General features: G+C 72.9%; 11 protein-coding genes. 8 read left to right on the top strand and 3 right to left on the bottom strand.

Annotated elements, in window-relative coordinates:
• The first annotated feature begins 14 nt into the window (after nt 1-14).
• The gene (locus ABT299_RS40645) at nt 15-590 is read left to right on the top strand and encodes a TetR/AcrR family transcriptional regulator (protein WP_500254016.1); all 576 of its coding nucleotides are present in this window, start codon (nt 15-17) and stop codon (nt 588-590) included.
• Between the two features lie 188 nt (nt 591-778).
• On the opposite strand, the gene ABT299_RS40650 is transcribed toward ABT299_RS40645, so the two are convergent.
• Entirely contained in the window at nt 779-1150 is a 372-nt protein-coding gene (locus tag ABT299_RS40650; RefSeq protein ID WP_190858145.1) for a hypothetical protein, read from the bottom strand.
• A gap of 171 nt (nt 1151-1321) precedes the next feature.
• On the opposite strand from ABT299_RS40650, the gene ABT299_RS40655 reads away from it, so the two are divergent.
• From ABT299_RS40655 to ABT299_RS40670, 4 genes are all read left to right on the top strand, one after another.
• Nucleotides 1322-2152 (top strand): polysaccharide deacetylase family protein, encoded by an 831-nt coding sequence (locus tag ABT299_RS40655; RefSeq protein ID WP_500254017.1) that lies wholly within the window; start codon nt 1322-1324, stop codon nt 2150-2152.
• Nucleotides 2153-2187: 35 nt separating this feature from the next.
• Entirely contained in the window at nt 2188-2709 is a 522-nt protein-coding gene (locus tag ABT299_RS40660) for a DUF1707 and DUF4870 domain-containing protein (protein WP_190858143.1), read from the top strand.
• Nucleotides 2710-2919: 210 nt separating this feature from the next.
• On the top strand, nt 2920-4287 hold the full coding sequence (locus tag ABT299_RS40665; RefSeq protein WP_190858141.1) for an FAD-binding oxidoreductase: 1368 nt from the start codon (nt 2920-2922) through the stop codon (nt 4285-4287).
• Between the two features lie 91 nt (nt 4288-4378).
• Complete coding sequence (locus ABT299_RS40670; RefSeq protein ID WP_190858138.1) at nt 4379-5644, top strand: SAM-dependent methyltransferase; 1266 nt, start codon at nt 4379-4381, stop codon at nt 5642-5644.
• Nucleotides 5645-5751: 107 nt separating this feature from the next.
• Here the strand turns inward: ABT299_RS40670 and ABT299_RS40675 are convergent, their stop codons facing one another.
• The gene (locus ABT299_RS40675) at nt 5752-7758 is read right to left on the bottom strand and encodes an AfsR/SARP family transcriptional regulator (RefSeq protein WP_500254018.1); all 2007 of its coding nucleotides are present in this window, start codon (nt 7756-7758) and stop codon (nt 5752-5754) included.
• 125 nt (nt 7759-7883) lie between these two features.
• Between ABT299_RS40675 and ABT299_RS40680 the strand changes: the two genes are divergently transcribed.
• The gene (locus ABT299_RS40680; protein WP_387029563.1) at nt 7884-8762 is read left to right on the top strand and encodes an alpha/beta fold hydrolase; all 879 of its coding nucleotides are present in this window, start codon (nt 7884-7886) and stop codon (nt 8760-8762) included.
• A 60-nt stretch (nt 8763-8822) separates the two neighbouring features.
• On the opposite strand, the gene ABT299_RS40685 is transcribed toward ABT299_RS40680, so the two are convergent.
• Complete coding sequence (locus ABT299_RS40685; RefSeq protein ID WP_387029565.1) at nt 8823-9716, bottom strand: alpha/beta fold hydrolase; 894 nt, start codon at nt 9714-9716, stop codon at nt 8823-8825.
• A 205-nt stretch (nt 9717-9921) separates the two neighbouring features.
• Here ABT299_RS40685 and ABT299_RS40690 point away from each other — a divergent pair, with 205 nt between their 5' ends.
• Nucleotides 9922-11313 (top strand): aspartate aminotransferase family protein, encoded by a 1392-nt coding sequence (locus tag ABT299_RS40690; RefSeq protein ID WP_190858130.1) that lies wholly within the window; start codon nt 9922-9924, stop codon nt 11311-11313.
• A 236-nt stretch (nt 11314-11549) separates the two neighbouring features.
• Nucleotides 11550-12794, top strand: coding sequence for a cytochrome P450 (locus ABT299_RS40695; RefSeq protein WP_190858128.1), 1245 nt, complete (start codon nt 11550-11552; stop codon nt 12792-12794).
• Nucleotides 12795-12951: the final 157 nt, after the last annotated feature.

Genomic DNA, 12951 nt, shown 5'->3' on the forward strand with positions numbered 1-12951 from the left:
TGTGAGGGGGCCCGATGGCGCGGGCGGGGCTGAGCGCCGAGCGCGTGACGCGGGCGGCGGCGGAGCTGGCGGACGAGGTCGGCTTCGACAACGTGACGGTGTCCGCGCTCGCGCGCAGGTTCGGCGTCAAGGACGCGAGCCTGTACTCGCACGTCAAGAACGTGCAGGACCTCAGGACCCGGGTGGCGGTGCTGGCGCTCGCCGAGCTCGCGGACAGGGCCGCCGACGCGCTCGCGGGCCGCGCGGGCAAGGACGCCCTGGTGGCCTTCGCGGGCGCCTACCGGGCGTACGCGAAGGAGCATCCGGGGCGCTACACCGCGGCGCGGCTCCGGCTCGACCCCGAGACGGCGGCCGCCAGCGCCGCGGGCCGGCACTCGGAGATGATGCGGGCCATCCTGCGCGGCTACGACCTGGCGGAGCCCGACCAGACGGACGCCGTGCGGCTGCTGGGCAGCGTGTTCCACGGCTACGTGAGCCTGGAGGAGGCGGGCGGGTTCGACCACTCGCGCGCGGCGCGCGATGTCGACGCGTCCTGGCACCGGACCCTGGACGCCGTCGACGCCCTCCTCCGCCGCTGGCCCCCCACCTGACACCCCGACACGGGCCGTCTCGCACGGGCCGTCTCGCACGGGCCGTCTCGCACGGGCCGTCTCGGCACCGGGCGTCTCGGCGCCGGGCCTCTTAGGCCGGACCGCTTGGCCCGAGAGCCGGGGCCGGGCGTTCAGGGCCGGGCGGCTCGGGACTCGGGGTCTCGAGCCGGATGGCCTGGGCGGACGGGTCAGGGGCGGACGGCTTGGCCGGGGGTGCCGGGGTCGATGCGGCGGTCGCGGTTGCGCTCGTTCCAGGCGCGCATCCGCGGCGGGTAGCCGACGATCTGGACGTCGTAGGCGGGGACGCCGAGGTCGCGGGCGACCTTGCCGATGACCTTGGGGGAGCCGACGCGGCGGCGGGTCCACTCGCCGTCGTGGGCGACCGCGACCGCGGTGGTGTCGGTGGCGAAGGTCTCCGGCTCGACGTAGAACTCGACGCCCCGGCGGTCGCGGGCGAAGGAGATCAGCGCCTCGATGTCGGCGGCCGTGGCCTCGCGGTCGAGCTTGGCCACCGTCTGGCCGCGGTGCCGGCGGATGCCGAAACGGTCCCGGAACCTCATCGCCTGTCCTGTCGTCGGGCGGCCCCGGAGGGGGAACGGGACCTGTGGGGTGTCTGCGGACAACGAACACGCGGCGCGGCCGGGTTCCCGACACAGCGGCGGCGTCCCCGGCGAGCCGGGCACAGCACCCTAGACTGGCCGGGCCTGGGAGATCAACAGCGGGGGGTGTTGATGGACGGGCCGATCGTGGTCCGGCGGGCGGCCGCCGCCGTGCTCGCGGCCACCGTGTGCGGGGCGCTGAGCACCCTGGGCCCGGGGCCGCGGCGGGTGGGGCTCGCTTCGGCGTCCGCGCCGGCCGGGGGGACCGGGCACGCCGGCCGCAAGAGCGCGCCGCGCGGTCCCGCGCCGCCCGCCGCACCGGCGCGGGTGGACTGCACGCGGGCCAAGTGCGTGGCGCTGACCTTCGACGACGGGCCCGCCGAGGGCACGGGCCGGCTGCTGGACATCCTCGCCGCGCACCATGTGCGGGCGACGTTCTTCATCGTCGGGGAGCAGGCCGCGAAGTTCCCCGAGCTGGTGCGGCGCGAGCACGAGGCCGGGCACCAGGTCGCCGACCACAGCTACACGCACGCCGACCTCGGCCGGGCGCCCACGAAGAAGATCATGTCGGAGCTGACCCGGACCCAGGAGGCGATCCGGCGGGCGTCCGGGGTCACGCCGACCATGCTGCGGCCGCCGTACGGGTCGCTGTCGAAGCGGCTGACCGGCATCGCCACGCGGATGGGGATGGCGCAGGTGCTCTGGACGGTCGACCCGCTCGACTGGGAGCACCGGGACACGAAGTACGTCGAGCGGCGCGTGCTGAAGGCGGTCAAGCCCGGCTACATCGTGCTGATGCACGACATCCATCCGACGACCGTCGCGGCCATCCCGGCGATCATCGAGAGGCTGGCGGCGCAGGGGTACTCGTTCGTGACGGTGCCGGACCTGTTCGGCGGCACGCTCACCCCAGGGAAGGAGTACCTCCGGCTCGACTCAGGGGATCGTCAGGGTCTTCCCTGATGGCCCGCGGCGGGCGCGCCGCCGAGCATGGAGGCATGGACAGCAGTGACGCGGTGGGGCGGTTGCGGGTCTCGGACGCCGAACGGGACGCGGTCGTCCGGCGGCTCCAGGACGCGTACGCCGAGGGCAGGCTCGACCACGACGAGTTCGACATGCGCGCGCATCTGGCGATGACGGCGAAGACGCGCGACGACCTCGCGGCGGTGACCCGGGATCTGGAGCCGGTGCGGGGGCGCGCGGGAAGCGGTCTGGAACTCGCGGAGCCGACCGGGGAGGACCGGATGCTGGCCGCGGTGGCGCACGCGGTCGCGGTGCCGACGCTGTTCGTGGGCCCGCTGGTGCTGATGCTGGTGAGCGGCAAGCGCTCGGAGTACATCCGGCGGCAGGCGATGGAGGCGCTGAACCTCCAGGTGACGCTGCTGCTGATCACGATCGTGACGTTCGGCGTCGGGGGAGCGCTGTACGCGGTGACGTGGATCCTGTCGGCGATCGCGGCGGTCTTCGCGCTCGCCGGGCACGGCTTCCGCTACCCGTGGATCCTGCGGCTGGTGAAGTAGCGGCCCGCGGACGGCCCGGGCGGGTTTGTCGGCGCGCAGGGGCGGGGAAAGGTCAACGTTGGCCGCCCCGCCGGCGGCCTGCCCCGAGGAACCGGACCGCACATGATCATCGCCGTGGCTTTATTCCCCTCCCTACCTGTGATGACCCTAACGTCCGGGTTATGTGGACGGTACATGGGATCATGGATTAACTATGCAAGGGAGGGGTAGATGACGGAGCTTGCGCTCAAGGGCGATCACCAGCGGGCGGTGGAGGCGCTCAGGCGATCGTACGAGGCGATCCCGGCCGGCACGCCGGTGCGGCTGGCGAAGAAGACCTCGAACCTGTTCCGGTGGCGCGACCCCTCGGCGGCCCCGGGGCTGGACGTGTCCGGCTTCGACCGGGTGCTCAGCGTCGACGCGGACGAGCGGACCGCGCAGGTCCAGGGGATGACCACCTACGAGGACCTGGTCGACGCGACCCTTCCGCACGGGCTGATGCCGACGGTCGTCCCGCAGCTGAAGACGATCACGCTGGGCGGGGCGGTGACGGGGCTCGGCATCGAGTCGACGTCGTTCCGGGACGGCCTCCCGCACGAGGGCGTCCTCGAGATGGAGGTGCTGACCGGCGACGGCCGGATCATCACCGCGACGCGCGACAACGAGCACGCCGACCTGTTCTACGGCTTCCCGAACTCCTACGGGACGCTCGGCTACTCGCTGCGGCTGAAGATCGAGCTGCGGCCGGTGCGGCCGTACGTCCGGCTGCGGCACCTGCGGTTCGGGGACGCGGCGGAGCTCGCGAAGGCGATGGGCGAGATCACCGAGTCCGGGGTGTACGAGGGCGAGACCGTCGACTTCGTCGACGGTACGGTCTTCGGCCCGGACGAGCAGTACATCACGCTCGGCTTCTTCGCCGACGACGCGCCCTACACCTCCGACTACACCGGCCAGGGGATCTACTACCGGTCGATCCAGGAGCGCTCGGTCGACTTCCTGACGGTGCGCGACTACATCTGGCGCTGGGACACCGACTGGTTCTGGTGCTCGGGCGCGTTCGGCGTGCAGAACCCGACCGTCCGGCGGCTGTGGCCCGACAAGTACAAGCGGTCCGACGTGTACCGCAAGATGGTCGCCTACGACCGGCGCCACCAGCTCCTCGCGCGCGTGGAGCGGTGGCGCGGGCTGCGCCCGCGCGAGGACGTCATCCAGGACATCGAGGTGCCCGTCGAGCGGCTGCCGGAGTTCCTGGAGTTCTTCCACGACAAGATCGGGATGAGCCCGATCTGGCTGTGCCCGCTGCGCGCGAAGGAGCAGTGGCCGCTGTACCCGCTGGAGGTCGGCCGCCCGTACGTGAACGTCGGCTTCTGGGGGACGGTCCGGCTGCCTCCGGGCCAGATCCCCGAGTACCACAACCGGCTGATCGAGCGCGCGGTCGCCAAGCTTGACGGCCACAAGTCCCTGTACTCGACCGCTTTTTACAGCAGGGACGAGTTCTGGCGGTACTACGACGGGGAGACCTACCGGCGGCTCAAGGGGGAGTACGACCCCGGCGAGCGGCTGCTGGACCTCTACGACAAGTGCGTGCGCGGACGCTGACCGGCGTCCGCGGTTTCGGGGGGTGTGCCCCGGAGGGGCCGGCGGTCGACCACCGTCGTCCCGTCCGGGGCGAAGAGACAGGAGGATCAAGATGACGCTGGCCAGGGTCTTCGAGCAGCTCGCCGGGGCTGAGGCGCCAGTGGAGTTCACGGCGTACGACGGTTCGCGGTCGGGCGTGCCCGGCGCGCCCATCCGGTTCGACGTGCGCTCGCCCTACGCGGTGTCCTATCTGGTGCACTCACCGGGGGCGCTGGGGCTGGCCCGCGCGTACGTCACCGGCATGATCGACGTCAGCGGCGACATGATCGAGGCGCTGACGACGATGCAGCAGGTGCTCAGCGACGTGACGCCGCGCGACAAGCTGCGGATCGTGGGCGGGGTGCTGGGGGACCCGCTGCTGCGCGCGGCGATGTCACGGCGGCTGGACCCGCCGCCGCAGGAGGCCCCTTTCAGCCGCATCCCCTCGTGGCTGCGGCACTCCAAGCGGCGCGACGCGAAGGCGATCTCGCACCACTACGACGTGTCCAACACGTTCTACGAGTGGGTGCTCGGGCCGTCCATGGCCTACACCTGCGCCTGCTTCCCCGAGGAGCACTCGACGCTCGAGGAGGCGCAGTTCCACAAGCACGACCTGGTGGCCAAGAAGATCGGCCTGAAGCCGGGGATGCGGCTGCTGGACGTGGGCTGCGGCTGGGGCGGCATGGTGATGCACGCCGCCAAGGAGTACGGCGTGAAGGCGCTCGGCGTGACGCTGTCGAAGCAGCAGGCCGAGTGGGCGCAGAAGGCCATCGCGGACCGGGGCCTGTCGGACCTGGCGGAGGTCCGGCACATGGACTACCGGGACGTGACGGAGACGGGCTTCGACGCGATCAGCTCGATCGGGCTGACCGAGCACATCGGCAAGAAGAACCTGCCGTCGTACTTCTCGTTCCTGTACGGGAAGCTGAAGCGCGGCGGGCGGATGCTGAACCACACCATCACCCGCCCGGACAACCTGGCGCCTCCGCGCAAGGAGAACGGGTTCATCAACCGGTACGTGTTCCCGGACGGTGAGCTGGAGGGCCCGGGCTACGTCCAGCAGCAGATGAACGACGCGGGTTTTGAGATCCGGCACCAGGAGAATCTGCGCGAGCACTACGCGCGGACGCTCACGGGCTGGTGCCGGAACCTGGACGAGCACTGGGACGAGGCCGTCGCCGAGGTCGGCGAGGGCACCGCCCGGGTGTGGCGGGTCTACATGGCGGGCTGCGTGCTCGGCTTCAACCAGAACTGGATCCAGCTGCACCAGACCCTCGGTGTGAAGCTCGACGAGGACGGCAACAGCCACATGCCGCTGCGTCCCGACTGGGGCGTGTGACGGCGCCAGGGCTCCCGCGAATCGGCGGTGGCGGGCCGGCCGGGTCATCCGGCCGGCCCGTCGCCGTCTTCGGCCGCCGATGCCGTCTTCGGCCGTAGCCGTCGTCTTCAGCCGCCGAGGGCGGCTTCCAGCCGGGCGAGCCAGGCGTCGACGGGGCCGAGGGTGAGCAGTCCGCTGCCGGCGCCCGCGAGCTCCCCGGCGGCGGGCCGGAGGCGGTCGCGGCCGCGCCGCAGGGCGGGCGGGTCGCCGAGCCGCAGGGCGGCCGTGGCCTCCAGGCAGCACGTCGCCTCGTACATCAGGTCGGCGGGCGGCTCCGGCAGGGCGTGCAGTGCCGCTCGGGCCTCGCCGTCCTGCCCGGCGTCCAGCAGGGCGAGCGGCTCGGCCCATGGACGGTACGGCCCCCAGTCGTCGGCCAGGTCGACCTCGAACGGCTCGCTGTGGGCCGGGTCGCGGGGATCGAGCAGGCGGGGATCGAGCAGGCGGGCGCTGAGCAGCGCGAACGGGAGCAGCCCGTCGGACAGGCCGGGCATTCCGGCCCCGTCGAGGGTCTTCGCCGCCGCCCGGTAGGCCGCCTCCATCTCCGTGACCGGAGCCCGTCCGGACGCGGCCAGGCGCAGGGCCTCGTACCACCGGGTGAACACGCCGACGAGCGGGCGCTCGTGGCGCTCGGCCAGCTTGTCGGCGGCGGCCGCGTGGCCGTCGGCCGCCGCGAAGTCGCCGAGCGCGGAACGCGCCTGGAGCCGGACGAGGTGGCCGAGGACCTCGAAGGTCGCCATCCCGTGCCGGGCCGACAGCCCTACCAGCTCGGCGCCGATGGCGTCGCGGCGGGCGGCGAGCCCGGCCCGCGTGCACGACTGCATGAACGCGCCGTTCAGCGCGAACGCCAGCACCGCCGGATCGTCCAGGTCGCGGGCCATCGCCTCGGCCTCGGCGGCGGCCTCCGGGCCCCGCGGCGACCGGGTGCCGCGCATCTCCAGCGCGATCGTGGCGAGCAGCCGCGCCCGCGTCGCGTCGTGCGCCGGACCCGCCGGGAGCCGGGGCAGGACGCGTTCGGCCGCCTCGACGATCCGCCGCGCGCCCTCCGGGTCGTCGCCGCGCGTCCAGATCGCCGGGACGTCGTAGGCGCCGATCACCCGGGCGGTCAGCTCCGGGTCGCCGAACTCCTCCGCCGCGGCGACGGCCGCCGGCCGGTGCTCGCGGGTGGCCTCCAGCCCGCCGCCCCCGCTCAGCGCCAGGTCGCGCAGCAGGCCGACCGTCGACTCCAGCCGCGCGCGGGCCCCGGCCGCGACCGTCCGGTCGTAGTCGGCCGCCGCGCGCGTCCACAGCCGCGCCGCCGCCGACTCCGGCTCGGCGGGACGGTCCAGCTCCGGGGCCTGGGCGAGCACGTCCGCCTCCATCCGCCGCAGCTCCGGGCCGGGGTCGAGGCCGAGCTGCCCGGCCAGGATGCCGCGGGCCCGGCGCAGCACCGCCAGCGCGTCGGCCTGTCGGCCCGTCCGGTACAGGGCGAGCGCCAGCAGCCGCCAGCCCGATTCGCGCCACGGATGCTCGCTGACGTGCGCGTCGAGGTCGGGGACCGTCTCGGCGGCCAGCCCGGCGTCCAGCCGCGCCTGCGCCCGCCGCTCCACCGCGTGCAGCCGCAGCTCGGCCAGCCGGGAACGCTCCGCGCGGGCCCAGGGCTCCTCGGCGAAGTCGGCGTAGGCGGGGCCCCGCCACCGGCCGAGCGCCTCGTCCAGCAGGTGCTGCGCGCGGCCGGGCGGCAGGCCGGCGGCGTCGGACACGGCCTGCTCGAACCACCAGGCGTCCACCTGGCCGGGCCCGGCGCGCAGCGCGTACCCGGGGCCCTCGGTCACCAGCAGCCGGGACGGCGTGCGGGGCGGACGGCCGGGCTCCAGGGCCCGGCGCAGCGCGGCCACGAACGTCCGGACGGCGCCGACCGCGCCCTCCGGCGGGACGTCCCACAGATCGTCGACGAGCAGCCCGACCGGGACGACGCGCCGCCGGGCGACGATCAGCCGGGCCAGGACCGCCCGGTGCCGCGGCCCCTTCAGCGCGATCGGGTCGCCCGCGGCGTCCCAGGCCGTCACCGGCCCCAGCACCCCGAACACGACCCCCACCGGCCCGCCCCTCCCCAGGAACTCCCTCGAAGCTCACGCTAGCGCGCTGACCGGATGCTCATTCGCGCCCGGCAACCTGTGGACAACGGTTCGAGAGAGCTTTCGAGAGAGTTGAGGACGACCTCATGACCACGACCATCAGCGGTTTCGACTACCGGCGCGTGCCCGTCGCCGACGGCGTGTCCCTGAACGCGGCGGTCGGCGGCTCGGGCAGCCCGATCGTGCTGCTGCACGGGTTCCCGCAGACGCACCTGATGTGGCGGCACGTCGCCGCCGACCTCGCCGCGGACCACACCGTGATCTGCCCGGACCTGCGCGGATACGGCGCGAGCGACAAGCCGGAGGAGGACGGCCCGGACACCTACTCCAAGCGCACCATGGCGGCCGACGTCGTCGCCCTCGCCCGCGCGCTCGGGCACGAGCGCTTCGCGCTGGCCGGGCACGACCGCGGCGCCCTGGTCGCCTTCCGCGCCGGCCTGGACCACCCGGACACGATCACGCACCTGGCCTGCCTGGACGTGCTGCCGACCCTGGAGATGTGGGACGCGATGCACGGGGTGAGCGCCGCCGTCGGCTTCCATCTCTTCCTGATGGCGCAGCCGCCCGGCCTGCCCGAGCAGATGATCGCCGCGACCGCCGACGCGTTCTTCGGCCACTTCCTCGACGCCTGGGGCACGGCCCCGGAGGCGATCCCCGCCGACGTCCGCGCCGCCTACCTGGACGCCTGCCGGGCCGCCGTCCCGTCGATCGTCGCGGACTACCGCGCGTCCGCCGGCATCGACGTGACCCACGACCAGGCCGACCGCGACGCCGGCAACCGGCTGCGGATGCCGGTCACCGTCCTGCAGCAGGACTGGGGTGCCGCGCTCGGCTACGACGCGCGGGCGCTGTGGTCGCGGTGGGCGCCCGACCTGGTGCACGGGACGGTGGACCACGGCCACTTCATGGCCGAGCAGGCGCCCGCCGAGATCGCCAAGGCCCTCCGCGACCTGGTCGGCCGCTGAACCGCCGGCCGAGCGTCGGCCGAGGAGCCGTTCACATGGCCCCCTGGCCGGCGCCGACGGTCAGGCGGACAGCCAGTCGAGGATGCGGCGGTTGACGTCGTCGGGGCGGTCCAGTTGGAGGAAGTGGCCGCCACCGGGGACGAGTTCCGCGCGCGACCCGGCGGGGAGCCCCGCCAGGACGCCGCTGAGATCGTCCCCGGGGGCGACGATGTCGGCGCCCAGGCAGCCGTCTTCGGCGCCGTGCAGGTACAGGACGGGCCGGACACCGACCGAGGTGGCCGCCTTCTGCTCGGCCGCATAGCGTTCGATGTGGCGCGACGTGTCGAGCATGGCGCGGTAGTAGCCGAGCGCGGCCGACAGGTTGTCCGGCGTGGCGAGGCACTCCATGACGTGGTCGACGTCCTCGGCGGCGTAGCCGGTGTCCTTGGGGGACCAGTCGCGCCACAGGCCCTCGATGAAGGCGCGGTTCACGGCGGCCTCCGCCAGGGGCGTCTGGAACACGAAGATGTAGAACGAGCGCTTGAGCTGCTCGTAGTCGAAGAAGGCCGTCGCCATGACCGCGATGGGCGGGACGGACATGGCGACGGCCTTGCGCCAGCGGTCGGGGGCCGCCGCGGCGGCGCCGTAGGTGGCGAAGGCGCCCCAGTCGTGCCCGATGACGACGGCGTCGGAGCCGCCGCCGAACGCCTCGTGCAGCGCGTTGGCGTCGGCGGCGAGGGCGCCGCCCTGGTAGGCGCCGTCCTCGGGGACGGACGTGGGCGCGTACCCGCGCATGAAGGGCGCGACCGCGCGGTAGCCGGCGGCGGCGAGCTCGGGGAGCAGGTGCCGCCAGGTGTGCGCCGAATCCGGGAAGCCGTGCAGGCACAGCGCGAGCGGGCCGCTCTCGGGCCCGGCCGCGAGGTAGCCGAATTCCAGGCCGTTCGCCTTGACCGAACCGGTCGTGATGTCGCCCATGCGGTGTTCGCCTCCTTGATCCCGGGGCGACGCTACCCCGGCCGCCGTCCGGCGGTGCGGCCGGGGGTCGCGGCCAGGTGAGCACATCGCTACGGATACATGTGTCTGAATACGTATTTACATCGAATTTCGTCGTCGCTTAGCATCATCACAACTGGATCGCTCGCATCTGCGTGCGTCCTCGGGTCGTAGCAAGGGAAGCGTGATGACGGAGCCGGACGTGACCAGCCAGCAGAACGAACCGATGCAGAGGGCGGCCCGCGACCACCTGTGGATGCACTTCGCCCGGCACTCGGCGTCCCAGGACGGCGGCGAGATCCCGATGATCGTCCGGGGGGAGGGCCCGTACGTCTACGACGCGGCGGGCCGGCGCTACCTCGACGGGCTGTCCGGCCTGTTCACCGTCCAGGCGGGGCACGGGCGCGAGGAGCTCGCGCAGGCCGCCGCCAAGCAGGCCGCCGAGCTGGCCTACTTCCCGATCTGGTCGTACGCGCACCCCAAGGCCGCCGAGCTGGCCGAGCGGCTGGCCGGGCTGGCGCCGGACGGCCTGGACCGGGTGTTCTTCACGACCGGCGGCGGCGACGCCGTGGAGAGCGCCTGGAAGCTCGCCAAGCAGTACTTCAAGCTGACCGGCAGGCCCGCCAAGCACAAGGTGATCAGCCGCGCGGTCGCCTACCACGGAACCCCGCACGGCGCGCTGTCGCTGACCGGGCTCCCCGGCCTGAAGGCGCCGTTCGAGCCGCTGGTGCCGAGCGCGTTCCGGGTGCCGAACACCAACATCTACCGGGCGCCCGAGCACGGCGACGACCCGGAGGCGTTCGGCCGCTGGGCCGCGGACCGGATCGAGGAGGCCATCGAGTTCGAGGGCGCCGAGACGGTCGCGGCGGTGTTCCTGGAGCCGGTGCAGAACGCGGGCGGCTGCTTCCCGCCGCCGCCCGGCTACTTCGAGCGCGTCCGCGAGATCTGCGACCGGCACGACGTGCTGCTGGTGTCGGACGAGGTGATCTGCGCGTTCGGCCGGCTCGGCACGATGTTCGGCGCGCAGCGGTTCGGCTACACGCCCGACATCATCACCTTCGCCAAGGGCGTGACGTCGGGGTACGCGCCGCTCGGCGGGATGCTCGTCGCCGACCGGCTGTTCGAGCCGTTCCGGCACGGCACGACGATGTTCGCCCACGGCTACACCTTCGGCGGGCACCCGGTGTCGGCGGCGGTGGCACTGGCGAACCTCGACCTGTTCGAGCGCGAGGACCTGCTCGGCCACGTCATGCGCAACCGCGACGCGTTCCGGGCGACGCTGGAGCGGCTGCGGGACCTGCCGATCGTCGGGGACGTCCGCGGCGACGGCTACTTCTACGGCATCGAGCTGGTGAAGGACCGGGACACGCGGGAGACCTTCGACGAGGAGGAGTCGGAGCGGCTGCTGCGCGGCTTCCTGGACAAGGCGCTGTACGAGGCGGGTCTGTACTGCCGCGCCGACGACCGCGGCGACCCGGTCGTCCAGCTGGCGCCGCCGCTGACCTGCGACCAGACGCACTTCGACGAGATCGAGCAGATCCTGCGCTCGGTGCTGACGGAGGCGTGGGCACGCCTGTGACCCGTCCGGGCGCCCTCTTCCCGCGCCCATGCCGGGGGCGGGGAGGGGGCGTCCGGAGGCGGAACGATCCACGGCGAACGTGCGGAACCGCCCCGGAACCGCCCCGGAGCCGTCCGGAACGGTCTAGGCTCGGGCTGCGGTGTGATGCGGGTCACCGCGCCGTCCGGTGTCGGTCGCGCACTTTACTTTGAGACAGTGCATGTAAACCGAATCGCGTTCGGACGAGGTGAAAGCACGTGCTCAACGTCGAGGACATCAACCTGACGGACTGGGAGTTCTGGCGCCGCCCGCACGACCAGCGGCACGAGGCGTTCAAGGCGCTGCGATGGCATCCCGAACTCGTCAGGTTCGAGGAGCCCGACATCGTCATCGCGCCGCAGGGGCCGGGGTACTACGCCCTCACCCGGCACGCCGACGTCGTCGAGGCGTCCCGCCGCCCGCAGGACTTCTGCTCGGGCCGCGGCGCGATCAGCATCCCGGACATGCCGGGCGACATGCACGAGTACTTCGGCTCGATGATCAGCATGGACGACCCCCGGCACGCCAAGATCCGCCGGATCGTGTCCCGGGCGTTCTCGCCGCGGATGATCCAGCGGTTCGAGGATCGCGTCGAGGCGGTCGCCGCCGAGATCGTCGGGAACGTCGCCGCGGGCGGCGGCAGTGGCGACTTCGTCGCGGACGTGGCCGCCCGGCTGCCCCTGAAGATCATCTGCGACATGATGGGCATCGCGGAGGACGAGTACCGGACCGTCCTCGACGCGACCAACGTCATCCTCGCTGGCAACGACGCCGAGTTCGTCCCCGCCGGCGACCCCGAGCAGCTCGCGCTCGCGCTGCTGAACGCGGGCGAGACGCTGCGCGGCCTGGTCGAGGAGCTCGGCCGGAAGCGCCGCGAGGACCCCACCGACGACCTCACGTCCGCGCTGGTCAACGCCAACATCGACGGCGAGTCGCTGACCGACCAGGAGCTGGGCTCGTTCTTCATCCTGCTCGTCGTCGCCGGGAACGAGACGACCCGCAACGCGATCGCGCACGGGCTGGACCTGCTCACCCGCAACCCCGACCAGCGCGCCCTGCTCACCGAGGACTTCGAGGGCCGGATCGCGGGCGCCGTCGAGGAGATCGTCCGGTACGTCTCGCCGGTCATCTGGATGCGCCGCACCGCGACCCGCGACACCACGCTGAACGACCACGAGATCAAGGAGGGCGACAAGCTCGTCCTCTACTACTGGTCGGCGAACCGGGACGAGTCGGTCTTCACCGACCCGGAGAGGTTCGACATCCTGCGCGACCCCAACCCGCACGTCGGGTTCGGCGGCCCCGGCCCGCACTTCTGCCTGGGCGCCCACCTGGCGCGGCGGGAGATCACCGTGATGTTCCGCGAGCTGCTCGCCAAGGTCCCCGCGATCAGGGCCGGCGAGCCCGACCGGCTGGAGTCCAACTTCATCAACGGGATCAAGCGGCTGCCGTACACGATCTGACCGGAGCCGCCGGACGCTGTGGCGGGTGCTTCGGCGGCTTTGTCCGGGATCGCGGCAACCGGTGGTCGACGGCTCGGTGAACGTTGCGCGACGTCCCGCCGGCCCCGGCCCCGGCCCGGTTAACGTGCGAAGAGGCCCAGTTCCGCACGTTCCGGGA

This window comes from Spirillospora sp. NPDC000708 (assembly GCF_040299565.1).
Classification (GTDB): Bacteria; Actinomycetota; Actinomycetes; order Streptosporangiales; family Streptosporangiaceae; genus Spirillospora.

Excerpts from the sequence above, each read along its gene's own strand:
- ABT299_RS40645 (WP_500254016.1), top strand. The coding sequence starts at position 15 with ATGGCGCGGGCGGGGCTGAGCGCCGAGCGCGTGACGCGGGCGGCGGCG.
- ABT299_RS40650 (WP_190858145.1), bottom strand. The coding sequence starts at position 1,150 with ATGAGGTTCCGGGACCGTTTCGGCATCCGCCGGCACCGCGGCCAGACG.
- ABT299_RS40655 (WP_500254017.1), top strand. The coding sequence starts at position 1,322 with ATGGACGGGCCGATCGTGGTCCGGCGGGCGGCCGCCGCCGTGCTCGCG.
- ABT299_RS40660 (WP_190858143.1), top strand. The coding sequence starts at position 2,188 with ATGGACAGCAGTGACGCGGTGGGGCGGTTGCGGGTCTCGGACGCCGAA.
- ABT299_RS40665 (WP_190858141.1), top strand. The coding sequence starts at position 2,920 with ATGACGGAGCTTGCGCTCAAGGGCGATCACCAGCGGGCGGTGGAGGCG.
- ABT299_RS40670 (WP_190858138.1), top strand. The coding sequence starts at position 4,379 with ATGACGCTGGCCAGGGTCTTCGAGCAGCTCGCCGGGGCTGAGGCGCCA.
- ABT299_RS40680 (WP_387029563.1), top strand. The coding sequence starts at position 7,884 with ATGACCACGACCATCAGCGGTTTCGACTACCGGCGCGTGCCCGTCGCC.
- ABT299_RS40685 (WP_387029565.1), bottom strand. The coding sequence starts at position 9,716 with ATGGGCGACATCACGACCGGTTCGGTCAAGGCGAACGGCCTGGAATTC.
- ABT299_RS40690 (WP_190858130.1), top strand. The coding sequence starts at position 9,922 with ATGACGGAGCCGGACGTGACCAGCCAGCAGAACGAACCGATGCAGAGG.